Here is a 26,276-nt window from a genome sequence, read left to right on the forward strand (position 1 = left end):
GTTTTTCATCTGCAAAGCTTAGAATTTGTATTCCATGCCTACAGCTAAATAGTCTTCATCAGCGCTCGCATCGTCATCAAATTTGGTATAAAAGCCAAATAACTTGGTACTTTTATTAAACTTGTAATCAACGCCAGCGGTCATCGCATTACGGTCGTTGCCAGCAAAATCCATGGTTTGGTATTGCGCTTTTAATACCGTTTTATCAATCGCATATGCTGCACTTACTAAGAAGCCGTCGCTGTCTTCACCACCTGCTGCGGGCTCTTGTGTTTGGTACATGGCACCGAGCTTTATTCCTGCGACTTTAGTGCCCACAGTAGCACGTAAAATGTCGTAGCCTTTTACTTCACTATCAGCGGCAATTGCGGCGTACACGTTGGATTTTTTCAGGCCTTGATCACCATAAGTCAAGGCAACCGAATAGCCGTTGTCGGCATCGGTATCGTCTTCAGCAATATAACTGGCAATAACTTTAAAACCATTGAGGCTATTAGAGGTGTATGTAACCGAGTCACCTAAGCGATTTTCACCTTTGAATACGTTTTTAATATCGCCTTCAAGATCACTGAACAAGTCAACTTTACCTTGCGATTGCTTTAGCGCGGTATCGTTACGACCAATCACGATTTGGCCAAAGTTACCTTTAAGACCGACGTATTGGTTACGTGCAGTGATGTTGTCTTTATCGCCTTTTGAATCAGCGTCAGACAAATCAACCTGAAACTCAAGTTTATAAACTACGTCCAAGCCATCAGCAATCCCCTCTGAGCCTTTAAAGCCAAGGCGAGACGCATTACTTTTGATTTCAGTGAATGATCCCTCACCCTCATCAGATGATTGCACTGTTACATTCGCTTTACCGTAAATATTGACATCAGCCGATGCGTAAAAAGGCAACCCAGCCGCCACAGCGAGCACTAGTGCAGAAGGAGCAAATCTCATAGTCGTTTCCTCAGTTAAAAATCGCAACACATAATTAAAACGCCTGCAGTCTGCCAGTGTTAAATTACAGAAATATGACAAATGACATTTAAAGTTCAACAAAGTGTCACCGAGGTGACATTTAAGCTTCACATTCAACGCTTAAATAATGATGTTTATGTGAGTTCTTCACCGATTAATTGTAGCTGCTGTTGGAGCTTTTCAATTAAGTCTTTTTGTTCATTGTCTTTATGAAAGGCGACGAACACTTCTCGCGAGGTCTGCGGCACTCCTTCAACTAAGAAGAGCTCTCCCGATTCCAGATATTGCTGCGCTTGCACTCTTGGCACAAAGGCACTACCGCCACAACGTAAAATCAACTCTAAGGCGATACGTCCTGTACTGGTACGAAAATAAGGCGGTGCCGAATTGGCAAAATTGCGGGCATGCCACAGCGAAAATGCCGTCCCCCAGTCCACGAATACATATTGGTTATCAAAAAAAGACTCAGCAGTCGCATCGGCATAACTCGACAGCGGAATAATATCCAGTGTGCAAATTGGTTCAACGCATAACTCATCGACCTTAGGTAAATCGAACAGCACCGCTATATCTAAGGTGCGTTCGAGTAATAGCCGGGTGCTCTCCTGCTGATTTTTAACTTCTGCGACCAAGGAGATGCCCGGCATAGCCGAGACAATATGGGCAATACCAAATTGTAAAAAAGCATCCCAAATATTCGCTGTGCCACTGAGTGCCAATTGACGGCGCATGTTATCTGCCAGCGCCACATCCAGCTTGGCACGCTGTACTCCGGTGACAATCAGCTTAGCGTGAGGTAACAGACGCTCCCCCGGAGCAGTCAGCTGGATGTTATTGCGTTGGCGCAGAAATAGATTGACGCCCAAGCTTTGCTCTAACTGACGAATACGAAAGCTCACCGCTGACTGCGTGATATATAAGTTTTCTGCAGCGCGGCCAAAGTGGCGAGTACGCGCGACCTCAATGAACGTCTTCAGTAAATCGATATCCACTCGTGTTTATCCTCACGATAAAAATTTTTTGTTTAAAAAAACAACGCTTGTGTACCATACTCCAGCCGATTTCCCTTGTATTAGGAGCTAGCTATGACGGCGCACCAATTGTTCGAATTACGCAAAGCCTTTGCTTGCGATCACAAATTCTATAACGATGAAAAGTTCCCACGCGGTTTCAGCCGCAGTGGCCACTTTACGCTACTAGAATCGGAGATTTTAGAAGAACATGGACGCTTATTAAAAGCTTTGCAAGAAAAAACGGTTGAACCCATTAACGACACGCAAGCGCACTTCGTTGCAGCCACGACTGGCGTATCCACGCCCATCAATCCAGTCGAGAAAGCGTGGATAAAGTACTTAAAACTGACGACCAGTAAGGCTCGTTTTTTCACCTTGTTTGGTCGTAAACGCAGCTTTGACGCTCCTGAAGTGGAAGTAGAAATCGATAGCGACGATCTCGATTAAACCACACTTTACGCCCATGCCAACCATTAGCAGGCGTGGGCGAGTTTAAAAAATTAACGCAAGCTGGCGCGATTGACGGTGCCTTGCTGCTGCGCGCGAGCGTTGCGGCTAAAGCGCCATGAATCCCAACTAAACACCAGCAATGCAGCCCAAATACAGGCGAAGGTAACGATGCGCTCAGCATCAAATACCTCGCCATAAAAGACCACGGCTAATAAAAACATCAGGCTTGGGCCAATATATTGGAAAAAGCCGATAGTGGTGTATTGCAACCGCTTAGCAGCAGCGGTGAAGCACAGTAGCGGTAAGGTGGTCACAATACCGGCGCTAACCAGCAAGGTATTTAATTGCCAACTATTGACCATTAAATCGGAGCTTGCTGTGGGCGTTGAGAAGTACCAATAAGCCAGGGCCACCGGGAATAAGATAACCGCTTCAAGTAATAACCCAGGTAATGATTCAACGGGCATCTTTTTACGAATTAAACCATAGGTGGCAAAGGAGCCAGCCAACGCAAAGGCCACCACCGGAAACGAACCGAAACTGATCAGCTGAATGGCCACCCCAGTGAGCGCCAAAGCCACCGCAAATAGCTGCCACTTGCGCAAGCGCTCAGATAAAAAAGTCACACCGAGCAATACGTTCAGTAACGGGTTGATGTAATAGCCAAGACTGGCATCGAGCATGTGGTCATTGTTCACCGCCCAAATAAACAAGCCCCAGTTGAACCCTAATAAGGTGGCACTCACTACCAGCATGAGTAAGTATTTTGGCTGTTTAATAATCACTTGGACGTTACGCCACTGACGCAACACTGCCACCACTAACAACAAAAATAGCACCGACCAAATCACACGATGGGCAAGGATTTCCAGAGCGGGTACAGCGAGCAACTGTTTGAAATAAACCGGGGCAACGCCCCACATAGTGAACGCCAAGGCTGCGAATAGCATGCCTTTTTTGGCTTGAGCATCGGATGACATAACACTAACCCAAACGGTAAAAACGCTATTCTACGCCTCGCATTGTTGAAGGGCTAGTTTATCCGACTAAATAAGTGCCTGTACCATAAGCGATTTGCACACCTTGGTCATTATGCAGCTCCATACGACAAACACACACCTTGTTACCCGAGCGAATCAACATAGCCGTAGCAATAAAACGCTCACCCTTGCCCGGGCGTAAATAGTCTGTGCGCAAATCGATGGTGCCTAAGGTTGCCAGCCGGGATTGTGCGCTGAGCATTTCTGCCGGGCCAAATTTATCAATCACCGATGCCGCAGCAAGCAATCCACCTACGGTGTCTAACAACGACGAAATCACTCCGCCATGGAGTATTTGCTGTTGCGGGTTACCGATTAACTGCGCGCTCCATGGCAATTCGATGCTCGCCGACTCGCCGTCCAGCTCCTTGATCTCCATTGCCAATAACTGGTTAAACGGCATTTGCGCAAATAACTGGCTTAGCTTATTCAGGGCTTGAGCTTTATCCATAGTCTGTTCTCAACTGGTAAGATGAGTTATAGCCTATCTGAAGATGCATTTTTAAGCAAAGAGCAAGGCAGTTGCAGACAGGAATAATAAAAGACTCTAGAATAGGCGGCCATGAGCAGTGTATCCGCATTATTTTCCGAACAAACGCCTGAGCAGATCCTGCGCGACGTGTTCGGCTACAGCCAATTTCGCGAGGGCCAACAGCAGGTGATCAACGCCGTGCTTGGCGCTCAGGATGCCTTAGTGCTCATGCCGACAGGCGGTGGCAAGTCGTTATGCTACCAAGTGCCGGCAATGTTATTACCCGGGCTAACCTTGGTCATTTCACCATTAATATCCTTGATGCAAGACCAGGTGACTCAGCTCAACGCCCAAGGGGTCAAAGCGGCTTATATTAATAATTCTCTGACTCGTGAACAGCAGCAGCTCATCTATCAGCAACTCCATGACGGCGAAATAAAACTACTCTATGTTGCTCCGGAGAAAGTGCTGCAATATGAGTTTATGCAGCGTCTTGGCTATTTAAATATCAGCCTGATTGCGGTTGATGAGGCACATTGTGTGTCTCACTGGGGGCATGATTTTCGTCCCCATTACTTCCGCCTTAGTGAACTCAAACAGCGCTTTGCCCATGTACCGATGATGGCACTTACTGCCACCGCCGACAGCGCCACTCGTGTCGATATTGTCAATCAACTGGGGCTACGCTCGCCCTATATCCATATTGGCAGCTTCGATAGGCCAAACATTCGCTACACCTTGGAAGAAAAGTTTAAACCTTTCACTCAGTTGCTGCGCTATTTGCGCACCCAAAGTGGGCAAAGCGGCATCATCTACTGCACTAGCCGCAAGCGCGTTGATGATTTGGCCCAAAAACTCAGTGAAGCAGGTTTTAATGTCGCCGGTTACCACGCTGGCATGAGTAACGAATCGCGCCACTTTGTGCACAACGCTTTTGCCAAAGACGATATTCAAATTGTGGTCGCCACCGTGGCCTTCGGCATGGGCATCAACAAACTCAATGTGCGCTTTGTGGTGCACTATGATATTCCTAAAAACATCGAGTCTTATTATCAAGAAACCGGCCGAGCCGGACGGGATGGTTTGGCCGCAGAAGCCATTATGTATTTTGACCCGGCGGATGTCCCTCGAGTTAGGCGCTTTTTTGAAGACATTGACGATGAGCAGCGCCGCCGCGTCGAAGAGCAACGTTTCAATGCCATGGCCAGTTTTGCCCAAGCGCAAACCTGCCGACGACAAATACTGCTTAATTATTTTAGTGAATACCAGCGCGAGGCATGCGGTAACTGCGATATCTGCTTAAATCCGCCACAGCGTTTTGATGGCACCGTGGTGGCGCAACAGGCGCTATCCTGTGTGTATCGCGCCGGACAAAAATTCGGGCTGGGCTATATCGTCGAGTTACTGCGTGGCGCCAACACTCAGCGTATCCGGGATCTTAACCATCACACCTTAAGTACCTACGGCATAGGCAAGGAGCACAGCAGCGAATATTGGCTCAGTATTTTGCGCCAGCTCATTCATCAGGGCTTACTGCATCAAGATATTACCCAAGGTTCGGTACTACACCTTACCGAAGCAGCCAGACCGGTGCTCAAGGGCGAATATCAGTTACAACTTGCTGAGCCACGTTTACAAGCCAAGCACGTTTATCAAGATAAGCTGGCCCAGTTCAATTACGATAAAAAGCTGTTTGCTAAATTGCGCGCCTTGCGCAAGCAACTAGCGGACGATGATGATGTGCCGCCATATGTGGTATTCAATGACCGAACCCTAGCGGAAATGGCGCAACTTATGCCTACCAATGACACCGAGTTTTTAAAAGTATCGGGTGTGGGTTTCACTAAACTCAGTAAGTACGGCAGTGCCTTTATGACTTTAATTCGTAATCATCTGTCACCCGAATAATCGCCAATACCATATAAGAGCTTAACTGTGACCCAACTCGCTATAGATAGCCAACACCACGTTATTATCATTACTCCTGATGTGATGCCCAGCGCTGATGAATTCGATTTTTGGGGCCGTATTTTCTTGCATCATGACGCCATTGCCATCGGTGAGTTTGAACAAGGTGTAGACAGGCACATGCTGCGCTTTAGCTTTGAACAGCTTCCTTTTGAGCTGCATTTTGAACATTATGGCGACAATATTTGGATCAGCGCCACAGGGGTTGAGGCGCAAGGTAAGTTAACCGAGTTAGGAAATTATTTAAGCGCAAGTTAATAAATGTGCGATACACTTTAATTCACGATATGGAAAAAAGTGAGTTAAATGAATCGACTATTCGTTCTACTGAGTACCCTAGCCGCCTTCTCCAGTGCTGTTCCCGCGCAGCAGGAAAAGTGCAAGAATGAACAGTCCCAAGTGCAAAGTAACCACTTACTATCGCGTCAACTCGAGGACAAAGCTCCCCTTCCTGATGCCAATCCTAGCCGACGGATTGGAGACATTAGCTTTAGCCAGCAAAATATCTTTAACACCGAATTAGACGACGAAAATAACTGGCTGTTCCGCCTTGCCAACGACATGCATGTGATGACTGAACAGCAAGTGTTAGAGAATATTTTGTTGTTCCAACCAGGCGATCGCTACAGCCCACAACAATTACGCGAGTCAGAACGTTTGCTGCGTCAACAAGGCTATTTATATGACGCTCGGATCAGTGCGCAAACGCGGTGCGACGAGTTTGTGGATGTGAAAGTCGAAACCCGTGAGCTCTGGACTTTGTTGCCAGAGATTAGCTTTAGCCGCAGCGGAGGTGAGAACCGATCCACGTTTGGTTTTCGTGACAGTAACTTCCTTGGTTGGGGTAAGCGCGTATCCTTAGTACGCACCAATGATGAAGAGCGCAGTGGTTACGAATTTACCTATGACGATCCGAATATTCTCGGCAGTCGTTATCGCGGTCGTCTTGAGTATGCAGATAACAGTGACGGTAAGCGCCATTGGCTGTCGGTCACTTATCCTTTTTATGCGCTGTCTACAAAACACAGTTATGGGGTTGCCAATGGCAGTAACCGCCGTCAGGAGAAGCTCTATGATCGCGGTGAAGAGATCAGTGAGTTCTCGCAACATACCTCTTCTAGCCATCTGTTTTATGGGGTTTCAAGCTCCCCAGCCCCGAATTGGACACAGCGCACCATCGTCGGTTATCGCTACCAAAAAGACCGGTTTGATGCGATAGATGAAACCGTGTTACCTCTTGCCGAAGAGCGTACGCTTTCCTATCCCTATCTAAGAGTCAGCTGGTTACAAGACGATTATGTAAAAGTACACAATATCGACTCTATCACGCGCACCGAAGATTTGAACTTAGGCTGGCAAATCGATACTACTTTAGGTTATTCAGGCGAATCTCTGGGTGGCGATACTAACCGTTTGGTACTCGACTTTCGTGTGCAGCGCAGCCACTACGTTAATCAGCAGAGTCTGTGGCGTTGGTCAGTGGATGTACAAGGTCAGCTACGCGAAGATGGGTTTACTGCTGAGAATCTATTTTTTGGCACCCAAGCTGAGTATTTCTTTAATAGTGATGATGCTCAGTCGTGGTATGTAAAGGCGCGTATAGATGGCGCTGAAGGGTTAACTTTGGACCGCCAGCTTACACTAGGTGGTGATTCCGGGCTGCGCGGATACCCGCAGCATTATCAGCAAGGGAATCGGCGAGCACTGCTTAGCATTGAGAAGCGCTATTATTGGGAATATAACCTATGGCAGTTATTTCGCGTCGGTGGGGCTGCTTTTTATGACGCAGGACAAGCCTGGTTTACCAACAGCAATCCCGCCAATGACACCCACTTTCGCCACAACTATGGGGTTGGTTTACGCTTAGCACCAAGTCGCGCCAACGCCGGAACGGTTATTCATATCGATGTCGCCAGAGCTATCAACCGCCCAAATGATGTCGACCCCGTCCAGTGGTTGGTGACCGTGAAGAAATCCTTCTAAATACACTTTGCTGATGGCTGTTTCCATGCTATACAGCGGCTTTAACAACTTGTTTTTATAAGGAACATATCTGTGGCGCTGGTTGATCTTCTTACTCAACATTATAAGTGGCTGGTTACCCTTGTGGTGCTGCTGCTTTTCCCTTTATTGGTGCGCTTGCAGCTAAAAATTTTTAACAAAACGATCCGGGGTCGAGTCGACCCTCATCGCAAACAACGCGCGCAATTGTTACTCAAGGTGCTGCTTGCTTTTGTCCTGCTGTGCATCCTATTGGTATTCTGGGGCATCGAGTTACGCGGGCTATTAGTGGTCGGCTCAAGCCTGTTTGCAATGCTTGGCGTCGCGATGTTTGCGGGTTGGTCTTTGCTTTCAAATCTGACATCATTTTTGCTGATGTTTGTACAAAATGATTGCCGGGTCGGCAACTGGGTCAAGGTGATTGATGGCGCCAACTTCATAGAAGGACGGATTATTGAAATGGGGTTGATGAACGTGGTGTTAGAGCACCTAGAGGGTCATCGTGTTCTCTACCCCAATAATTTATTTGTAACCCGGCCAGTGATGGTACTGAACAAACCGCCACAAAAAACCAAGCCTACACGGCGCATACTGGCACCTAAAAATAAACCTTAAAACAAATGCCAACAGGCGCAATTGCGCCTGTTATTCATTGTTAAGTTCAGGTGTTTTTAACTCATCATCCATGTCACTGATTTCATCAATAAATGTCTCTAGCTGTTGCTCAACCAACGAGTTGGCATGCGCAAAATAAGCAAGATGAAAAATAGCATCGCCCTCGTTCACCAAAGGCATGGTTTGTTGTCCAATCACAATGCCACTGCGCGGCGCTAAAATCGCACATTCACTATCCCCTAGCGGGCTGTTGATATAAGCCAACACTTGGCCTTTACTCACGCGTTCGCCAAGGGATACTTGAGCGCGGATAATGCCATCTGTTTCGGCCCGGATCCAACTGGTAGAACTGGCGATAACCGGCTCCGCCTGCTTGCGAACCCGCTTACCTCGTAGCATCCTCAGTTTACGCATGACGTTTTCCACCCCTTGCACACCCGCAGCAATAGCGATGGGATCGAAACGTAGCGCCTCTCCAGCTTCGTACGTGATCACCGGGATCCCAAGCTCTGCCGCTTCACTGCGCAGTGAGCCGTTTCGTAGCGAGGCATTAATCACCGCTGGCGTACCAAAGGCATTGGCTATTTTTGCCGTTTCCTCATTGCTTAAATCGGCTCGGATCTGCGGTAAATTGGTGCGGTGAATAGCACCTGTATGCAAATCAATGATATGGCTGCAATGCATCGCCACTTCGTTAAAAAACGTATTCGCCATACGCCCCGCCACAGATCCTCGCTGCGAGCCTGGGAAGCAGCGATTGAGATCGCGCCTATCGGGAAGGTAGCGAGATTTATGGATAAAACCAAACACATTGACAACAGGCACAGCAATTAAGGTGCCACGCAGTTGCGTGGCATCAACCTTTGCTAAGGTTTGTCGCACGATTTCAACACCGTTGAGCTCATCACCGTGAATTGCTGCACACACCAGCAATACCGGACCGCTTTCTACCCCGTTAACCACCTCAAGATTAATGGTCAGTGGTGAGTGGGTATATAGCTTGGCCGCTTCAAGCTCAAAGGTGCGCCGCTGCCCAGGTGCGACTTGCTCACCTAACAGCGTAAATGCCTGATTCTTTTTAGCCCTTGCCACGGGTTCTTGTCCTCTTTTCTTTAGCATTCTTTTCTATAAATTGAATAATCATGCCAGCAATATCTTTTCCTGTCGCTAACTCAATTCCTTCGAGTCCTGGTGAAGAGTTAACTTCCATCACTAAAGGGCCACGCTCAGAGCGCAGTAAGTCAACCCCAGCTACATTTAACCCCATTGCTTTAGCGGCGGCCACTGCTGTTTTACGCTCTTCTGGAGTAATCCGTACCAAACTGGCACTGCCGCCACGGTGTAAATTGGAGCGAAATTCACCTTCTTGGGCTTGGCGCTTCATCGCCGCTATAACACGATCGCCGATGACAAAGCAACGAATATCGGCCCCACCAGCTTCTTTGATATATTCCTGCACCATGATGTGTGCTTTCAGGCCCATAAAAGCCTCAATCACACTCTCGGCCGCCTTGCGTGTTTCAGCAAGCACCACCCCAATCCCTTGTGTCCCCTCTAGCAGCTTGATAACAACCGGAGCGCCACCCACCATCTCAAGCAAGTCTTTGACATCATCGGGTTTGGATGCAAAACCGGTTACCGGCATACCCACTCCCTTACGTGATAGTAGCTGTAAAGAACGCAATTTATCGCGCGAGCGGGTGATGGCAACGGATTCATTCACAGGGTACACCCCCATCATCTCGAATTGCCGTAACACTGAACAGCCATAAAACGTAACAGAAGCCCCGATGCGCGGAATAATGGCGTTGAAGTCCTCTAGTTTTTGACCTTTATAGTGTACTTCCGGCTCTTGCGAGTTGATATTCATGTAACAGCGTAAAGCATCCAATACCTGCACTTCATGGCCACGCTGCTGCGCCGCCTCAATTAAACGGCGAGTGGAATACAACGACTTGTTACGTGATAAAATGCCGATTTTCATAATAAACCTTATAATTGTGTTTGGTGTGACAATTCAGGGTCTACAACAATACGCCCTGCCATGGCTGTACGCCCCAATAGCATACGAAATTTCATGGTGTCTCTATTTGTGAGTGTTGCTTCAATGGGCCATTGTTGGCCGCCAATAAGTAACTGCGTCTGTATGACATAACGCTGCTCCTGATGCCCACCTGAGTCAGTAACGGTGCGCTGATCTATCACCTTCGCTTGGCACTGTATCTCTGTGTTGTTGTCGTCTTGAATGGGATGAACCCAAAACCGCACCCAGACCTGCTCCTCTTGTGTAAACTCCTCAACTCGAAAAGCATGAATACATGAAGTACGGGCACCGGTATCGACCTTAGCCTTGATTTTATCAATCCCCAGCTCAGGCAGGGCTAGCCACTCACGCCAACCTACTGTTATTTTATTTGTCATATGCGAAGTCACTCGTATGCTCCAACGGCGAGGAGCGCAATAGTAAAAGCCGCTTTATACGGTAATTATCGATAAAGAACAGTGAATTAAATTACTCGCGTCGATAAAGACTATTCATTGATCTTGTAGCGATAATAGACAAGGATAGAAGAAACATTCTGTATTGAAAGTGAAGGTGTTATGTCAGCTTTGATTCATGCCTTAGTGTTAGACGCTCAAGGCGGCGCTGAACAATTAACTGAAAAATCAGCGATTAAGCAGTGGAAGCCCAGTGATGGTGTGCTGTGGCTACATCTTGATTACTGCCAAGATGATATTGAGCAATACTTGGCAGCGGTACCATTAAGTGAATTTGCACATGATGCCCTTATTGCCGATGAAACACGCCCTCGTATTGTCAGCGATGACAGTGGCCATTTATTGTTTTTGCGTGGCGTCAATCTGAACCCGGCAGATAGTCCTGATGATATGGTATCGATTCGCGTGTTCGTTAGTGAACAACTTATCGTCTCTACGCGCCACCGTCGCCTGCTGTCGGTGAATGCCCTTGCTGAATCTTTACGTAAAGGCAAAGGGCCGAGTACCACCTCAGCACTGGTATGCCAATTGTGCGAAAATTTAACCTCGCGAATGCAAGGTGTGATAGATGAACTCGAAGATAAACTTGACCAATTTGAAGAAGATGTTGATAGCCAACGAGCACACGATCACAATGCACTATCACAGGTGCGCCGCCAAACTATCGGCTTAAAGCGCTATATCAGACCACAAAAGGAGGCTCTGCGCGCGCTTGTGAGTCAACAGCCAAGTTGGTTGGCTGACAGTGATACACCGCGCATCAATGAAACCATTAACCATCTGCTGCGCTACTTAGAAGAACTTGATTTAAATATTGAGCGCGCCCAGATAATCCAACAAGAGGTCGCCAGCCAAGTATCCGACCAACTTAATAAGCGTATGTATGTGATGTCAGTGGTAGCAGCGCTGTTTTTACCCCTGGGCTTTCTTACCGGTTTACTGGGCGTCAATATTGGCGGAATTCCTGGAACGGAATCAGCAGCGGCATTCCCGTTGTTTGTTCTCGCTCTAGTGATATTAACCGCCGCCGTCGCTTTGTATTTTCGTATGAAAAAATGGCTATAAAAAGCCTACCCACGTGGTCTGCTTAGCTTGCCACGTTACCCTTTCACACACGGATGTAGCCCACGTATGAGCTTAAAAATACGCGATTTAGATCAGCAGACCCAGTGGCTTAGTAGCGCGCAGCGGCTAGCGCTTAAAGAAGTGATCGCCGCTAGCTTTGCCGGGGTCAGCCCTGATGAGTACATGCAATACTATTTTGATGACCCCAAGGCATGTCAGCGTAAGCTCAGGCTTTATTTTGACCATAGCACGCTGGTTGGCTATTGCCTGTTAACCTTCACACGGCACGACAAAAGCACGGTAATACGAGCCTCTGCAGCTTTTTACCCACAATATAGAAACGGTGGCAATACCTTCTCCTTTTCCCTGTATCACAGTATTCGCTACTGGCTTACACGTCCTTGGTGCGCTGTGTATTATGCCGATACAATGCTCAGTCCAGCAATGTACCGGGCCATCGCCAAGCATGTAGCAATTATCTGGCCACACCCAGATTGCAGAAGTCCCAACGCGCTGTTTGAGCACTTTAACGCAGAGGGAAGAGTAAGCCCTGGCGGCTCTCTTCGTTGTTTAAAGCCTGTGAACCGTGCAAGTAATTACAGCATCTCGGAGCTTGCGGCCTTTCACGCCAGTGATAAAAAAGAGATTGCCTTTTACTGCAAAATGAATCCTGACTTTCATGCTGGCATGGGACTATTTGTGATTATTCCCATCCATACTAAGCAAGTGATTTATACCTTAGGCAAGCGATTGTTAAGCGTCTTTAAAGCGCGTTAATCGCTTTGATGGTATCTAGGTGCACTGGAGCGATGAACGACTCATGCGAATATAGCTGCACATTGACTTGGCGCAGCGCCATGCAAAGTTGTTCTAGTGCATGATATTGACTGCATGGCATAGGCTGATAGCTCATGACTGTCACTCACAAAAATGACACGCTCAATATGAAAGAGGGATAGTGATTGATTTAACGGCGGTAATATTAACAGAAAGAAATGGCGCTCTCGCTAGGGATCGAACCTAGAACTTGGCCTCCGGAGGGCCACGTGATATCCATTTCACCACGAGAGCGCAGTGTCTGTGTGTTCAGACAGCGCTTATAGTAAAGGCATCACAAGGTAAATACTAGCCCTAGCTGATCATATGGCGATATTTTCAGCAGCTGTCACTCAGCACCGAGCAATACGATTAAATTTCACTCGCTCATGATGCAATTTCGCCTTGGCATTCAAGGTATTTACATTTGACTCATACTTTTGCGTTATTTTCTCTGGCAATCCTGCTATCTTGAACTTTACTTATATCTACTGTGTTGCAAATTTGCTGTTAACTTCCCTCAACAAGCTGTAAGTGGGCTGAGATATCATCATCTTTTTATTTCAGTATTGTTGGCTTGCTGCCGCTATAAAAGCGCACAGCTATTGAGAAGAACAGCGCCTGTTTCACTGTATGTACACTACTATTTATATGCTGTTTGGAGCCCCTATGAACTTGATGACTGCAGAACAAGTCGCCGAATACCTTGGTGTAAAAATTGAACGCGTAAAACGCCTTGCCCGTGAGCATTTGCTCATTGCCAAAAGCCAAGATGATAACGGTGACCCAATGTTCGATAAAAGCGACGTGGAAAGATACAAGGAGTTGGCACAGCGCCTAGGTGGCATTTAGAATCTCATCGAGTTGTAGTTTGGCTTCATCCACTCGATGCGCAGTGTTATTCGCTCGATACCAAAAATAATTCAGCGCCGCGACTAACTTCTGCATAGCCGTAAACTTAATCCAGTCGATGCGTTGCTCACTGCCAAAGTACTCACTTAGCAACGCGTGCTGTTGTGCCTCAGTCAGAGAGAAACTAATGCTCAGCATGGCGAGATCAAAGTATCGGTCGCCGGGCTGAGCATATTCAAAATCGATGCACTGCCAACATCCTAAGTAACTAATAATGTTTTGCCGAATTAAGTCATTGTGACAAAAGCGCATATCTTCAGATTGCATTTTAGTATCAGTGACAACCTGATGCAGCGCCTGCGCATATGCTTGGTAAAAAGGCTGATGCTCATAGCGCTTGAGCTCGACGTGCAAATCAAGGTATGGCCCGCTGCATGGTTGGGCGTGGATGAGCTGTAAACACTTCACAGCTTGGCTGACATCAAACTGCTCTGGCACCTTACCCGGCGCATAATGAAAAATAGCCCCTTGATGCGCTTCATCGACGTACAAGGGCGCCGGACAAGCAGCCTGTTTGGCTAAGCGGCGCTGAGCCGCAATTGCCTCGTGGGGTAATGGCTTGGCATAAAATTTAACCAGCCACGATTGCTCTGCGGTATCAACACGATAGTTTTCGTTGCTCACACCTTGTGGCAAATAGGTAATTTGTTCAATGCGCGTGCTGGGTTTATAACGCCGCACTAGGCTATTAATTGAGGCAACAGATTTAGGCATAGGCCGTTCCTGTGGTGCTTTTATGCTGGTATTGCGCCCGCCAGCGCAGATAGCCGGCCACCGCCATCACCGTGTAAAACACAAATAGCACCGTTGTCGGATAATACCCTTTAGCAACATATAAGTAGATAGATGCGGCATCAATAACCACCCAATATAGCCAGTTTTCCAACACTTTTTGTGCCACCAAATAGGTCGTTACCACCGCAAAACAGGTGGTTAAACTATCCAGGTAGGCGTAATCAGCATGGGTGTAGTTATCCATAATATACCCGGCCACGAGGGCGACCACCGTCGTGGCAGCGATTACCACTGCGTGACGCTGGACAGTGTATGAAGTAATGCCTTGGCGGGCGCAATTTTGACGACCATAGCGCCATGCCCACCAACCGTACACCGCCATACCCATATAGTAAAAATGTAGCGCCGACTCCATTAATAAAGCGCCGTTCCAGTACATCAAGGTATAGATTAAGGTGCTAATGAAAGCCGCCGGCCAGCACCACAAACTCTCTTTCATAGCCAATAGCAAGTAAGCCATGGATAATGCCACAGCAACGTATTCCCACACCGACATGGCACTGAATCCGGCAATAATAGCGCTCAGAGTTTCCATCTTTACGCCTCTTAACTCGCTTCAGGAGAGAGATCACCGCATAGAAACTTACACACAAAAATAGCCTTGCCGTAGGTTTCATAGGAGCGCTTAATTTCTGCACTCACCACTGACATCACGGTGTCATAATCGCCAAACACCTGAGTTGATAAGGTATTGGTGATCACTTTAATATCGCCATGCGCATTAAGGCGGTCAATGAAATCTTGAATATAGGGGATATAGTCTTGATGCAATGGGTACTTGCTTATTTCTACTGTCAGTTTCATGGGCCTACCTTGGGAAATATAAAGCCGCTATTGTAGCCTGTCGCTAACATAAGCCAAACACCCTTGGGGATATTTTTGTCCTTCGCATAAATCACTGACGGCCATAGCGAGCACAAAAATGATGAATTATGGCAATTAGCCTGTTACTGCTCACAAAGCGCTAAATTCGCGATATAGTAGCGCTCACAACAAAAAACTCAGCACACGGATTATGAAACGCATTGCCATTATCGAAGACGAAGCTGCTATTCGCGATAACTACGTTGAAATGCTCGAAGGACAAGGCTACCAAGTACAAGGGTTTGCCGACAGGCCCAGTGCTGAAAGAGCGCTGTTTGAGCAACTACCGGATCTCGCCATCGTCGATATTGGCTTAGGCAATGAGATTGATGGTGGCTTTATGCTGTGCCAAAGTTTGCGTGCCCGCTCACATACTTTGCCAATTATTTTTTTAACTGCCCGTGACAGCGAAATTGATACAGTCTGTGGCCTGCGTATGGGGGCCGATGATTACCTCACCAAAGATATCAGCATGGCCCATTTAGCAGCGCGTATTGGTGCGTTGTTTCGCCGCGTGGAAGCACAAGAGACGCCCCCGCAAGCGAATGAAACCATAGAGCAAGGCGATTTGGAGCTAGACCTCAAGCGGATGCGCGCTGCTTGGCAAAACCAAGCCGTGGATCTGACCGTAACCGAGTTTTGGATGGTACATTCGCTTGCTAAGCGCCCTGGTCACGTAAAAAGTCGTGATGAGTTAATGAGCGATGCGAAAATATACGTCGATGACAGCACCATCACGTCGCACGTAAAACGTATTCGCAGAAAATTCCAAGCCATTGATGCTAGCTTTGATTGTATCAACACCGTCTATGGCATGGGTTATCGCTGGGAAATGAAGTAAATGGCACGATTTGGCCTCGGCCTGCGCAGTAAGGTCATTGTGTTATCTTGCTTTTTATTCGTCCTGCCATGGCTTGGCTACGAATACGTCTGGGAAATGGAAAAGTACCTACGTAAAGGACAAGAAAAAACCTTAGTGGGCACCACCCGAGCTCTGGCCACAGCCTTACACGAACGCCCGGCCCTGTTTGAAAACGCCAGTCAATTTACCGACAAGGTCGAGAAAGGCCGCGACCTGTACGCCTACAGCATCGATAATGCCATTCGGCTTGATGGCGAATTGGGTGATTGGCAGCCTTATCAAGAGTTAATGTGGCAGTATCATGGCCAATACCTGAGTACCCCCAACCCAGAGCATGACAACGCTGATCTCTCTTTTCGTCATATGGTCGGCAAGTATGGTAATTACCTGTACGCGGTGTTCGCGGTGCGAGATGACATCGTGCGTTACCGCCCCAAAAATGCCCTTGGCGTGAGTCGCAACGACCACTTAAAAATCGCCATAAAAACGCCACAGGGGGAGCTTACGAATTACATTATCGCGACCCGCGAAGATGGCTGGGTCAACGCCTTTGAACTGCCTTCACTGCAACCCTACACACAAATTCAGGGCTATTTCCGGCGCACTGCACAAGGTTATAACATCGAGCTGCGTATGCCCTTAAATATGCTTGGTAACAAACTGGGCTTTGCTATCAGTGATTGGGACGATGGCCAACAGCAGCGCCACCTCATGGCCACCTCCAATGTGCATGATGCCAACCGCCTTGGCACCGTGTTGCTGCCATCGCCTGAGATCAAGCGCATTATTAAAGGCATGGGTCACAGCGGCAGCCGCATTTGGGTTGTCGATAAACATCATCGAGTATTAGCACAGTCTGGCACCATTCAACATGCCGATGGCGTCTGGGCAAGCTCGTTACAAGAAAACGAACAACAAGGAGCGTGGCAACGTTTCGAAGAGCGCTTTTTACACCCACTGTACTATAAAATTCTCACCCGCCCGCCCAGTGATTTTTTAGATACCTTGCACGATGTAGCCGCCCTTGAAGGCAGCCACATAGCCAACGCCCTAAAAGGCAAGCCGGCCTCCAACTGGCGCCTGACACCGGATAACAAAGCCGTTATTCTCAGTGCCGCCTACCCTATTTGGGGTGATGACCAAGTGCTCGGCGCGGTGATCGCAGAAGAGACCACCAATGGCGTACGTACGCTGCGCAACAAGGCACTGGAAAAGCTATTTAACGTGATTTTGGCGGTGATGTTTATCGGCACCATCTCGCTGTTTTTCTTCGCTTCTCGTATTTCCTCGCGCATTCGTCGCCTGCGTGACAGCGCCGAGCAAGCCATTGATGAGCAAGGTCGTGTTCGCGGTACCTTAACACTGAGTAAAGACAGTGATGAAATTGGTGACTTATCCCGCAGCTTCGCCAACATCGTTAATCGCTTAGGCGGCTATACCCATTACCTGGAGAATATGTCCTCACGCCTGTCTCATGAATTACGCACACCGGTGGCGGTGGTGCGCAGCTCATTAGAAAACTTGCAAATGATCGCCACCGAGCCACAACAGCAAAAGTACCTCACCCGCGCTCAAGAAGGGGTCAATCGGCTGAACAAATTGATCACCACCATGAGCGAAGCAACACGCTTAGAGCAAAGTATCTCAACAGCAAAAAAAGAGCATTACGATCTGCAGCAAGTGGTGCATGGCTGTATGCAGGGTTATCAGTTCGCATACCCGCAAGCACACTTTGACATCAACATTAGCGACTCGGCTATTCCCGTGGAAGGTTCAGCTGATTTTTTAGCGCAGCTGTTAGATAAGCTGATTAACAACGCTCTGGAGTTTGCTTACGAGGGCAGCGCGATTGGCGTATCCCTTGAGCGCCAAGCTCAGCACGCTGTACTTCAAGTGAGTAACCAAGACCCCGCGCTTCCTGCGGATATTGGTGAGCATATTTTTGATTCCATGGTGTCGGTGCGCGAGCAAGATAAGCAGCAGCAGCCCCATTTGGGATTAGGCTTGTACGTGGCGCGGCTTATTGCCGATTATCATCAGGCACAAATAAAGGCTGAAAACCTCGCTGATGGCAGTGGCGTGGTCTTTTCACTGACCATTAAAATAATCCAAGATTGATTCACGACCTATTCATTCCTAAAGCGTTAGAGTTAGGTCATCGTCGCAATTATGGAGCACAAATGAGTATGACAGGTCAGCTTCTTCAACCTGAGGAGATTGAGTATATTTTTGCGCTCTTTAATAATAGCGAACACGCTGAGCCAACGCCTCCTCAGCCAATACCCCTTGAACCTAACAGTGAAGGTTCATTACAATAAGGCACGTCTTCTCCTCGTGCCTTATTTTTGTGAAACCACACCGCGCTAAAAAAGAACTTGCCCTACTGCCTATTTTATTTATTGCTATCGCTTTATGTGTGGGTGGTCACTTTGTGTTGCAACCCAACTATCAAGATAGCCATATCGTAGAGTACGCCCTCGCGGCCCTGCCCTTTGCATTGTTTGCGTTAGTCATTATTGCGATACGCATGGCCATCAAACAAGAACAAGATGAGCAGGACGAGGAGTAATCAGGTCGCTACAATACGTGATAACCAAACCAATCCGGCTTGATTGTTTGCGAGCGTCCGCTTGGGGTTAGGTGAATATGGTATTGGTTATCGAGCAAATCCAAGGCAAAGCAGTCATCCACCTCATGGAGATCATCTTTATGCTGATGGCTCATGTGCGTTAAATAACGTTGTTTGACTTGCTGTTTGGCTTGCTCGGCGCTGTGTGCAACGGTCAATGTGAAGGCATGTTGCTCAGCCATTTTATCCGCTTCATAGGCACCTAAGTTCACAAAATACAAACGTTCTGGACGATTTTGCGGCGTGTCGGCAATGGCAATGTGGTAGCCATCAATATCGTTAACAGCCATATACGAGTCCATATGCACCTTGTCCTTGTCACCGACCCATTGCGCCTTGAGTTTTGAGTAGGTATCGTCAATGGACTCCCCAACCACAAAGCGTACGTCGTGCATTTCAATATGACAGCCGCGAACACGCCCACCTAAATACACCATAAATAACTGCATTAAATTATTCCATGCGTCTTAAAAGAGTCAGTATATCTATGAGTTATTGAGATTGTAAGAGCCTTAGAATGGCCCTTACTTACTTGCCGATGGCGCGAACTGCTCAGCGTCAATATCGTGCTTTTTAATCAACTTATAAAAGTCACTGCGGTTACGCTTGGCGAGTTTAGCGGCTTGGGCGACATTGCCATCCACCATTTTCAAAACGCGAATCAAATACTCACGCTCGAATTGCTTTTTCGCTTCATTAAGGGCGATGGGTGAGCTCGACTCCATCTCACATTGCAGCGCTAGCGCCACTTGCTTCGCACTGATAAGCTCGCTAGGGCTAAGCGCCACAACTTGCTCCACCACATTTTGCAACTGACGAATATTACCGGGCCAATCATGGCGCAGTAACAAGTCCATAGCATCGTCACTGAAGCGTTTCACCGCCTGCTCTTGGCGCGCCGCAATTTGCTCACAAAAGTAATGTGCCAACAGCGAGATATCTTCGCGACGCTCATTTAACGCCGGTAGGCGCAGGTTGACGACATTTAAGCGGTAATACAAATCTTCACGGAAGGTATTTTCACTAATGGCCGTGGGTAGGTCTTTGTGGGTTGCCGACACCACCCGCACATTAACGGGGATTTCTTCGCTATGACCTACCGGGCGAATCGTTTTCTCTTGCAGCACCCGCAATAGCTTCACCTGCAGATTCAAAGGCATATCGCCAATTTCATCGAGAAATAAGGTGCCTCCCTCGGCCTGTGAGAATAACCCCACATGGTCCGTTGTGGCCCCGGTAAAAGCCCCTTTTTTATGACCAAACAGCTGTGATTCCAACAACTCTGCGGGCACCGCACCACAGTTGATGGCGACAAAAGGTCCATCACTGACATTGCTATTTTCATGCACTGCTTTGGCCAATAACTCTTTACCCGTACCACTGGCCCCAGAGATCAGCACATTCACATCAGCGGCGCCAACCATTCGCACCTGCTCTAACAGGTGATGCATGGTGGCACTGCGAGTAACGATACCATGATGGTTACTTTGCTGACCTTGGCTATGACCGTGCAGGCGCACCGCTTTAGCTAGGGTATCGATTAACTCGTCTTTATCTATGGGTTTAGTCAAAAAGGCAAACACGCCCTGCTTGGTAGCCTTCACCGCATCAGGAATAGAGCCATGTGCGGTCATCATCACCACCGGCATGGTCGGGTAAAGTTGCTGCACTTGTTCGGCGAGTTGCATGCCATCGATATCATCCATGCGCAAGTCGGTAAGAAGCACATCAAAGTGCTGTTGTTGCAGCTCGCTTAAGGCATCACTGGCACAATTCGCGGTGCTAACCTCATAGTTATTGGCTAACAGGCGAATGGTGAGTAACTTCAGTAGGCTTTCATCATCATCCACTAATAAAACTTTGGACTTAGTACTCATTGTCACTCTCCTGCTGGGTACTGCGCTGCAATAGCTGTTGCTCTATTGCGGCAAGCGAAGACAAGGTTTTTTGCATGCGCGCTTTCATTTGCGCTTGCTCTTGCTTTTGCGCTTGTAACTCCTGGCGCATCTGCGCATTGGCGATAAGTTGCTGTTTCAGCAACCAGAAGTAGCGAGCGCTAGATTCAGGCCAGTAATACTGGGCACTCACGACTTCGAGTTCAGCCAACATTTCTTGTGGCTGCGTTTGCCCTCGCAAGCATAAGCGCGCAAAAAATTGTTTCAGTTGCGGCTCGGCAATGAAAGTTTCATCGTTATCCTGCGCCGTGGCGGCAAAACCACCACACTGCTGTGCATGCCATTGCACTAGCTGTTGTGCGCTGGGGTAAGATGGCGGCTGTTTTGGACGCGGTTTCGGGTTGGGCGTACCGACCACCACTGTTGTTGGCGCTTTGGGTTGTTCAACCACAGTTGCACTGGGTTCTGCGCTCCCTAGCAACTGACAGCCGGCACTTAGCATGCTGATCATACCAAGGCTCACCAAGGCGACAAACTTATTCATAATGAACTCCATTACTGATTGAAATGCAGCGTAAAGCAACTGCCCTTAGGGGAAACTGAATGAATATTAATATCACCGTTGAGTTGGTCAACACATTCTTTAACTATCGACAAACCTAACCCACTGCCCTGCAAGCGACTAGACTTGCCCGCTTTGCCTTGGAAGAAAGCGTCAAACAGACGTTCTTGCTCAGCCTTAGAAATTCCAGGCCCTTGGTCGCATACTTTTAATTCAACCTCAGACTTACTTTGACTAATCGCGACGGTGATGGTGGCACCCGGTGGAGAAAACTTAATGGCGTTCGAGAGTAGCTGCACCAAAATCATTTGTACCAATTCGCCATCAAGGCGCAGCATAGCGAGTTTTTTATCACACTGCCAATTTACCTTCTGCTGCGCTAACGCTAAGCGATCAGCGAAATGCTCTAACACTTGGTGTTTTAAGTCAGCAAGATCACACGGGCGCGGATTGGCGGTGCGTGAGCGAATAGCGTTATAATTGAGCAAACTTTGAATCATCGCTCTTAGTCGTTCGGTGCTTTGGCTGATCAGCTCCAGCACATCCTGCTGTTGCTCGTTAATGGGCCCAACGACTTGCTCGCTAAGCAGATCACAGCCTTCCACCATTGATGCCAGGGGGGTTTTTAATTCATGGGTAACATGGCGTAAGAACGTATCCTTTTGCTGCTCTAACGCTTGTAGTTGCTGCTGCATCCAATGCAGCTTCTGCCCCAGCTCTCTTAATTCTTTGGCACCCGTGAGCTTAATATCAACATCCCAATCACCTTTGCCTAAGCGCCCAATCACCCGTGAAAGGTAGCTGAGTCGGCTGCTAATACGCCATAGATACCCGCCACCAAAAAGCAACACAATAGGCACCAAGGCCACCAGCCAATGGATAAAGCTTTGTTGTAAATCAGCCAGAGCTTGCTGCGCATGCGTCACTTGCTTTTTAGTGTGTTCGTGCAGCCACTGACCATGGGTATTAATCTGCTGGCGTAAAGGAACAAACAATTGTGCGTTTTGCGTTTGGCTATTACGCAATTCATCGCGGGTAGCGCTAAAGGTGGCATACAGCTCTTGCCAACGGCTTTGTTCACTGAATACATCAGCGGCACTGATTTGGCTATCCAGCATCGTATCTGCTTTTTGCCATTGCTGTGCTACCGCTTCACTTAACTGCTCACTTTGCAGTACCCAATTTTGCAGGGTTGCACGCTCCAGAGACTGAAAAAGTTGTTTAAATTCATTGAATTGCTCATTTTTTTGATAACTACTCAGAACCATTTGCTGAGTATTCACCATGTGCTTATCAAGGGCCTGCAAGAACACCACCACGACTAAAGCCAGTGGCACCAACAGAATGGCTACGCCAATAAAAAATTGTGCAAATAGATTGGGCCGCCAACGCCATAACTGTTTTATCAACTTGCCTCCTGTTGCAAATTTGCGAATCCGTAAACCTTTGAAATATATATAAATTTAAAAATTAACGCGCCACCTGTTGCTATTTGGCAACAACTTTACCTAACTACCCTCATGACCAACGTACTAACCCTATGAATTTTAACAAGAACAAAAACTGGCATTGTTCTTGTTAATGCTGCGCGGGTATGACTTTGCCATGATAAATCGGTTATACCTGCTTTTGAATTAAGCCACTATGAATTGGAGGATGCAGTGCGACGTTTAAGTGTTTTCGTTGCTTTTCTCACGGTGATAACAGTCACTTTTGCAAAAAGCCAGGTTTCATTTCAACATTTAGATAGTGATCATAATCACTCTATTTCGTATTTGGAAGCGCAGCAGCTTGATGGTTTAGCGCCTGTCTTTTCTGATCTCGACCGTAATCGAGATAACACACTCAGTGCCGATGAATTTGCTCGGTTCAGGCAACAACAATTAACACCCAGTTAGGACTTAATCGCACTAATCGAGCCATTAATCTTATTCTGGTTGGCGTGTGAAAATCGATTCGTTAGGCTAACAATATAAGTGCGTAGTCGCGCGCAAGGAACTCATATGAAAGTAATAGTCACTGTATTTATCTCATTAATTGCTCTAAGTTCTCTGAGCACTGCCCACGCTGGGAGTGTGGAGTCGCGCTTTAAAGAACTCGATCGCAACCGCGATGGTGCCATTAGTAAATCAGAAGCCGCTCAAGAACCCGCGTTATGGTCACGCTTTAGCAGCTATGATCAGGACAAAGATGGCAAGCTGTCACTACGTGAATTCAGTAATTACGCCCGCCAGTAACGACCCCTCTTTTTAAAAGTTCATTATACAGTTATGACTTTTGACACATGCGTGTCATTCCTTGATGGATAAACTTGGGCATACACCCATTGCCATTAAGGATAAAACGATGAAGTCACACTGGTTATTGTTAACGACCGCCGCACTGTTTCTGAGCGCCTGCTCATCGGATGATTTAGAGGAAGAGCTGGAAACCATTAATTTTGGCAGTGATTATTATAAAAATGATTACTACCTGCTTAATGCCACTGACTACGAGCTGGATTACCACATCGCCAACACCCAACTTAACGGTGATGAACGCGACGTGGCAGATGATGATTATTACCTCGCTACCCTAGCAAAAGATGCGCAGCAATATGCCATTACTCACGAGAGTAATGCCAACAGAAAGCTCTCCCTTTATGTTGCAGCAAGAAACGTATTTGGCCCAGTAGCGCAAAAGAAAGTGGAAGTGGAATATGATCACGCATACCACGTTGTCGCCTGGCAAAACGCTGCTCAGATAAACATAAGCCTTATAGAGCAGCAACAAGATAACCAAGACAACGCCTACGCTCTACGTATCTTTGCTGCCGAGCCAATTCAGGTTAGCATTAAGGGACACGCTTTTAGCCTAGATGCAGGTGAGCTAAGTGCTTTTGTGCATGGCAGTGATTGCGATTCTGACGTAAAAATAGCGCAAAAAAATGTCGACCTATGTACTATCTCGTTCAATCGCTCATACTTACTTGTGGCTAACCAACAAGGCTTAAAAGCTTTATATACCGAGCAGTAAACGCATGGACGCAACAACATGAAGGCATGGCAAAGTAACCACTTTATAGCGAATTGGACTGGCTCTGTTCTAGTACTATTCACCTGCGCCATCGTCGCTGGTTTTGTATTTTACTCGCTGCATCATCAACAAGATGTACTGCGCTTCAACTTGCCTTACCCAGATGTGTTCGTCGCTGCTGTGTTCACTGGTTTTGTCATGTTGCACTTGTTGCGTACTACGGGCCCACAGAGAACTTTTCGATCCCAGAAAATATTGGCCACAGCACAATTTAGTCTGTTGCTGATACTACTGCTTTGGATAAAAAGTGGTCTCATTTTAATCCTCTCTGTGGTGTATGTAGCAAGCCTTGTCTATCTGGCGCCGCTAATAGTGTGCTTAGCTTTGGCACTGGTTATGCCTTTAGCCTATTTTGCCACCACGCCCACCTCCTACGACCTCGTGAATACTCTCTTATTCATCGCTTATCACTTGTTTGCTCTGCGCTTATCCTACGCCTTACTTGATGAGCGCCGAGCCAACGAGCGCAATAAGGCCCTACTCCAAGAGCTCAGTGCCACCCAGGTTTTACTGCAAGATACCGCCAAGCGCGATGAACGCCTGCGCATCGCTAGAGACATCCACGACTCGTTAGGACATGGCCTAACGGCGTTAAATTTACAACTGGAACTGGCCCAACAACTCAGCCACTCAGCGCAACCTCCTTTGGCGCAGTGCAAACATATAATCACTGATTTACTGGCGCATACGCGCGATACGGTGAGTACTCTAAGGGCGTTCGATAATATTGATCTCAAGCAGGCGCTAACAACACTGATTGCAGATACTGTTCACCCTGTTATCCAGCTGCATTACAGTGAGCGTGTAAAAGTGCGTGATGCGCGAATCGCCGAGTTGCTGTTTCGTGCCACCCAAGAAGCGCTTACTAACGTGCGCAAACATGCGTACGCTACGCGCTGTGATATTTCCTTGTGGCGTCAGCAACAGTGGTTACTTTGGCGCGTTGAGGACGACGGTATGGGTATTAGCCACCATCAATGGGGGAACGGGCTCAAGGGGATGCAAGAGCGTGTGATGCAACTTGACGGCGAGCTGACTGTGACTTCGCTCGCGACCGGCACGCGCCTGGATATCGCGCTTCCGTTAGGTGCGGAGGCTGATAGTGATTAAAGTGGCAGTGGTCGATGATCAAAATTTGGTGCTTGAGGGATTATGTAGCTTATTAGCACTGCATCCTGATTTGCAGGTAAGCGCACAACGCAACCACGCAGAGCATATAGTTACTTGGCTCACGGCCAACCCGATCGATGTCTTGGTGTTAGATGTTCGTATGCCAACAGTCAGTGGTATTGACGCATTGCGTGAGATCCGCAATGCCAAGCTCCCTGTTGCTGTCATGCTACTTTCGACCTTTGACGAGCATGATTTAGTACTCAAAAGCATTCGCCTTGGTGCTGATGGCTATCTACGTAAAGATATTTCCTTTGCGGTGCTCACCGATGCCATCATCGCGCTCAGCCAAGGACAACGCTGGTTACAACCGGCGGTAACACAAACTATCGCCTGTCACGCCTCACGCCCGAATAATCCCCCGCTGTATGAATTTACCCAATACGAAACACTCAGTCTCAGTGAGCTGGAAATCCTCCGCTTGGTGGCTGCTGGATTCTCTAACGCCGAGATTGCCGAGGCGCTGCATAAATCCGCAGGCACAGTGCGCAATCAGGTCTCTGCTATTTTAGCCAAGCTGATGGTGCGCGATCGTACCCGCGCTGTGTTGCGAGGCATCGAGCTGGGTCTGATTTAAACGATGGCGCCAAGGTGTAGGCTAATTACA

32 protein-coding genes and 1 tRNA gene are annotated in these 26,276 nt (G+C 47.8%); 17 read left to right on the plus strand and 16 right to left on the minus strand.

The window, feature by feature from the left end:
• Positions 1 to 18: 18 nt before the first annotated feature.
• On the minus strand, positions 19 to 945 hold the full coding sequence (locus tag PRUTH_RS11995; RefSeq protein WP_151173360.1) for a porin: 927 nt from the start codon (positions 943 to 945) through the stop codon (positions 19 to 21).
• Between the two features lie 155 nt (positions 946 to 1,100).
• Positions 1,101 to 1,958 carry a LysR family transcriptional regulator gene (locus PRUTH_RS12000; protein WP_022943467.1) on the minus strand — a complete coding sequence of 286 codons (858 nt, stop codon included), beginning with the start codon at positions 1,956 to 1,958 and terminating at the stop codon, positions 1,101 to 1,103.
• A gap of 93 nt (positions 1,959 to 2,051) precedes the next feature.
• Here PRUTH_RS12000 and PRUTH_RS12005 point away from each other — a divergent pair, with 93 nt between their 5' ends.
• Positions 2,052 to 2,426, plus strand: a complete 375-nt coding sequence (locus PRUTH_RS12005; protein WP_130144699.1) for a MaoP family protein — start codon at positions 2,052 to 2,054, stop codon at positions 2,424 to 2,426.
• A gap of 53 nt (positions 2,427 to 2,479) precedes the next feature.
• On the opposite strand, the gene rarD is transcribed toward PRUTH_RS12005, so the two are convergent.
• Both rarD and PRUTH_RS12015 read right to left on the minus strand, forming a co-directional pair.
• Positions 2,480 to 3,409, minus strand: a complete 930-nt coding sequence (rarD, locus tag PRUTH_RS12010) for an EamA family transporter RarD (protein WP_045979326.1) — start codon at positions 3,407 to 3,409, stop codon at positions 2,480 to 2,482.
• Positions 3,410 to 3,467: 58 nt separating this feature from the next.
• Positions 3,468 to 3,920 (minus strand): thioesterase family protein, encoded by a 453-nt coding sequence (locus tag PRUTH_RS12015; RefSeq protein ID WP_022943464.1) that lies wholly within the window; start codon positions 3,918 to 3,920, stop codon positions 3,468 to 3,470.
• A 111-nt stretch (positions 3,921 to 4,031) separates the two neighbouring features.
• Here PRUTH_RS12015 and recQ point away from each other — a divergent pair, with 111 nt between their 5' ends.
• From recQ to PRUTH_RS12035, 4 genes are all read left to right on the plus strand, one after another.
• Entirely contained in the window at positions 4,032 to 5,849 is a 1,818-nt protein-coding gene (gene recQ, locus PRUTH_RS12020) for a DNA helicase RecQ (protein ID WP_022943463.1), read from the plus strand.
• Positions 5,850 to 5,876: 27 nt separating this feature from the next.
• Positions 5,877 to 6,167: a DUF3630 family protein gene (locus tag PRUTH_RS12025; RefSeq protein WP_130144697.1), complete on the plus strand. Its 291-nt coding sequence runs from the start codon at positions 5,877 to 5,879 to the stop codon at positions 6,165 to 6,167.
• Between the two features lie 48 nt (positions 6,168 to 6,215).
• A complete protein-coding gene (locus tag PRUTH_RS12030) occupies positions 6,216 to 7,892 on the plus strand; it encodes a POTRA domain-containing protein (protein WP_151173361.1) in 1,677 nt (558 codons plus the stop codon).
• A gap of 72 nt (positions 7,893 to 7,964) precedes the next feature.
• Positions 7,965 to 8,525, plus strand: coding sequence for a mechanosensitive ion channel domain-containing protein (locus tag PRUTH_RS12035; protein ID WP_130144693.1), 561 nt, complete (start codon positions 7,965 to 7,967; stop codon positions 8,523 to 8,525).
• A gap of 30 nt (positions 8,526 to 8,555) precedes the next feature.
• Here PRUTH_RS12035 and PRUTH_RS12040 read toward each other — a convergent pair whose 3' ends face one another.
• Genes PRUTH_RS12040 through PRUTH_RS12050 form a run of 3 tightly spaced genes read right to left on the minus strand, consistent with a single transcriptional unit; the run spans position 8,556 to position 10,946 of the window.
• Positions 8,556 to 9,644, minus strand: a complete 1,089-nt coding sequence (locus PRUTH_RS12040) for a succinylglutamate desuccinylase/aspartoacylase family protein (protein WP_371741512.1) — start codon at positions 9,642 to 9,644, stop codon at positions 8,556 to 8,558.
• Positions 9,604 to 10,509, minus strand: coding sequence for a 30S ribosomal protein S6--L-glutamate ligase (gene rimK, locus PRUTH_RS12045; RefSeq protein ID WP_045979320.1), 906 nt, complete (start codon positions 10,507 to 10,509; stop codon positions 9,604 to 9,606). The genes PRUTH_RS12040 and rimK overlap by 41 nt, the downstream gene beginning before the upstream one ends.
• 8 nt (positions 10,510 to 10,517) lie before the next feature.
• Positions 10,518 to 10,946, minus strand: a complete 429-nt coding sequence (locus PRUTH_RS12050) for an ATP-dependent zinc protease family protein (RefSeq protein WP_130144689.1) — start codon at positions 10,944 to 10,946, stop codon at positions 10,518 to 10,520.
• 180 nt (positions 10,947 to 11,126) lie between these two features.
• Between PRUTH_RS12050 and zntB the strand changes: the two genes are divergently transcribed.
• Together zntB and PRUTH_RS12060 are read left to right on the plus strand one after the other, a co-directional pair.
• A complete protein-coding gene (gene zntB, locus PRUTH_RS12055) occupies positions 11,127 to 12,089 on the plus strand; it encodes a zinc transporter ZntB (RefSeq protein WP_022943456.1) in 963 nt (320 codons plus the stop codon).
• A 66-nt stretch (positions 12,090 to 12,155) separates the two neighbouring features.
• Complete coding sequence (locus PRUTH_RS12060; RefSeq protein ID WP_151173362.1) at positions 12,156 to 12,866, plus strand: hypothetical protein; 711 nt, start codon at positions 12,156 to 12,158, stop codon at positions 12,864 to 12,866.
• Here PRUTH_RS12060 and PRUTH_RS19145 read toward each other — a convergent pair.
• Both PRUTH_RS19145 and PRUTH_RS12065 read right to left on the minus strand, forming a co-directional pair.
• Positions 12,853 to 13,002, minus strand: coding sequence for a hypothetical protein (locus PRUTH_RS19145; protein WP_170268942.1), 150 nt, complete (start codon positions 13,000 to 13,002; stop codon positions 12,853 to 12,855). The genes PRUTH_RS12060 and PRUTH_RS19145 overlap by 14 nt on opposite strands.
• A gap of 83 nt (positions 13,003 to 13,085) precedes the next feature.
• Positions 13,086 to 13,160, minus strand: a tRNA-Arg gene (locus PRUTH_RS12065).
• A 414-nt stretch (positions 13,161 to 13,574) separates the two neighbouring features.
• Here PRUTH_RS12065 and PRUTH_RS12070 point away from each other — a divergent pair.
• Positions 13,575 to 13,757 (plus strand): helix-turn-helix domain-containing protein, encoded by a 183-nt coding sequence (locus tag PRUTH_RS12070; RefSeq protein ID WP_022943453.1) that lies wholly within the window; start codon positions 13,575 to 13,577, stop codon positions 13,755 to 13,757.
• Here the strand turns inward: PRUTH_RS12070 and PRUTH_RS12075 are convergent.
• Genes PRUTH_RS12075 through PRUTH_RS12085 form a run of 3 tightly spaced genes read right to left on the minus strand, consistent with a single transcriptional unit; the run spans position 13,743 to position 15,416 of the window.
• On the minus strand, positions 13,743 to 14,531 hold the full coding sequence (locus tag PRUTH_RS12075) for a phosphotransferase (protein ID WP_151173363.1): 789 nt from the start codon (positions 14,529 to 14,531) through the stop codon (positions 13,743 to 13,745). The genes PRUTH_RS12070 and PRUTH_RS12075 overlap by 15 nt on opposite strands.
• Positions 14,524 to 15,147, minus strand: coding sequence for a nicotinamide riboside transporter PnuC (gene pnuC, locus PRUTH_RS12080; protein ID WP_138547108.1), 624 nt, complete (start codon positions 15,145 to 15,147; stop codon positions 14,524 to 14,526). Before pnuC ends, PRUTH_RS12075 begins: the two co-directional genes overlap by 8 nt.
• 11 nt (positions 15,148 to 15,158) lie before the next feature.
• A complete protein-coding gene (locus PRUTH_RS12085; protein ID WP_045979317.1) occupies positions 15,159 to 15,416 on the minus strand; it encodes a hypothetical protein in 258 nt (85 codons plus the stop codon).
• 211 nt (positions 15,417 to 15,627) lie between these two features.
• On the opposite strand from PRUTH_RS12085, the gene pdsR reads away from it, so the two are divergent.
• The 4 genes from pdsR (at position 15,628) to PRUTH_RS12100 (ending at position 18,907) form a co-directional block, all read left to right on the plus strand.
• The gene (pdsR, locus tag PRUTH_RS12090; protein ID WP_022943449.1) at positions 15,628 to 16,317 is read left to right on the plus strand and encodes a proteobacterial dedicated sortase system response regulator; all 690 of its coding nucleotides are present in this window, start codon (positions 15,628 to 15,630) and stop codon (positions 16,315 to 16,317) included.
• Positions 16,318 to 18,456, plus strand: a complete 2,139-nt coding sequence (gene pdsS / locus PRUTH_RS12095) for a proteobacterial dedicated sortase system histidine kinase (protein ID WP_151173364.1) — start codon at positions 16,318 to 16,320, stop codon at positions 18,454 to 18,456.
• 62 nt (positions 18,457 to 18,518) lie between these two features.
• On the plus strand, positions 18,519 to 18,656 hold the full coding sequence (locus tag PRUTH_RS19150) for a hypothetical protein (RefSeq protein ID WP_157576255.1): 138 nt from the start codon (positions 18,519 to 18,521) through the stop codon (positions 18,654 to 18,656).
• A gap of 29 nt (positions 18,657 to 18,685) precedes the next feature.
• On the plus strand, positions 18,686 to 18,907 hold the full coding sequence (locus PRUTH_RS12100; RefSeq protein WP_045979315.1) for a hypothetical protein: 222 nt from the start codon (positions 18,686 to 18,688) through the stop codon (positions 18,905 to 18,907).
• Between the two features lie 8 nt (positions 18,908 to 18,915).
• On the opposite strand, the gene PRUTH_RS12105 is transcribed toward PRUTH_RS12100, so the two are convergent.
• The 4 genes from PRUTH_RS12105 to PRUTH_RS12120 form a co-directional block, all read right to left on the minus strand.
• Positions 18,916 to 19,416 (minus strand): DUF1543 domain-containing protein, encoded by a 501-nt coding sequence (locus PRUTH_RS12105; RefSeq protein ID WP_022943445.1) that lies wholly within the window; start codon positions 19,414 to 19,416, stop codon positions 18,916 to 18,918.
• Between the two features lie 75 nt (positions 19,417 to 19,491).
• Positions 19,492 to 20,844: a sigma-54-dependent transcriptional regulator gene (locus tag PRUTH_RS12110; protein WP_022943444.1), complete on the minus strand. Its 1,353-nt coding sequence runs from the start codon at positions 20,842 to 20,844 to the stop codon at positions 19,492 to 19,494.
• The gene (locus PRUTH_RS12115) at positions 20,834 to 21,406 is read right to left on the minus strand and encodes a hypothetical protein (protein ID WP_022943443.1); all 573 of its coding nucleotides are present in this window, start codon (positions 21,404 to 21,406) and stop codon (positions 20,834 to 20,836) included. The genes PRUTH_RS12110 and PRUTH_RS12115 overlap by 11 nt, the downstream gene beginning before the upstream one ends.
• Before the next feature lie 11 nt (positions 21,407 to 21,417).
• Positions 21,418 to 22,833, minus strand: coding sequence for a sensor histidine kinase (locus PRUTH_RS12120; protein WP_138587685.1), 1,416 nt, complete (start codon positions 22,831 to 22,833; stop codon positions 21,418 to 21,420).
• Between the two features lie 252 nt (positions 22,834 to 23,085).
• On the opposite strand from PRUTH_RS12120, the gene PRUTH_RS12125 reads away from it, so the two are divergent.
• From PRUTH_RS12125 to PRUTH_RS12145, 5 genes are all read left to right on the plus strand, one after another.
• A complete protein-coding gene (locus PRUTH_RS12125; protein WP_022943441.1) occupies positions 23,086 to 23,322 on the plus strand; it encodes an EF-hand domain-containing protein in 237 nt (78 codons plus the stop codon).
• Positions 23,323 to 23,427: 105 nt separating this feature from the next.
• A complete protein-coding gene (locus PRUTH_RS12130; RefSeq protein WP_022943440.1) occupies positions 23,428 to 23,661 on the plus strand; it encodes an EF-hand domain-containing protein in 234 nt (77 codons plus the stop codon).
• Positions 23,662 to 23,770: 109 nt separating this feature from the next.
• Positions 23,771 to 24,439: a hypothetical protein gene (locus tag PRUTH_RS12135; protein ID WP_151173365.1), complete on the plus strand. Its 669-nt coding sequence runs from the start codon at positions 23,771 to 23,773 to the stop codon at positions 24,437 to 24,439.
• Between the two features lie 18 nt (positions 24,440 to 24,457).
• Entirely contained in the window at positions 24,458 to 25,609 is a 1,152-nt protein-coding gene (locus PRUTH_RS12140; RefSeq protein ID WP_151173366.1) for a sensor histidine kinase, read from the plus strand.
• The gene (locus tag PRUTH_RS12145; RefSeq protein ID WP_170268944.1) at positions 25,602 to 26,246 is read left to right on the plus strand and encodes a response regulator transcription factor; all 645 of its coding nucleotides are present in this window, start codon (positions 25,602 to 25,604) and stop codon (positions 26,244 to 26,246) included. The genes PRUTH_RS12140 and PRUTH_RS12145 overlap by 8 nt, the downstream gene beginning before the upstream one ends.
• The last annotated feature ends 30 nt before the right edge of the window (positions 26,247 to 26,276 follow it).

This window comes from Pseudoalteromonas ruthenica (assembly GCF_008808095.1).
Taxonomy (GTDB): Bacteria; Pseudomonadota; Gammaproteobacteria; order Enterobacterales; family Alteromonadaceae; genus Pseudoalteromonas; species Pseudoalteromonas ruthenica.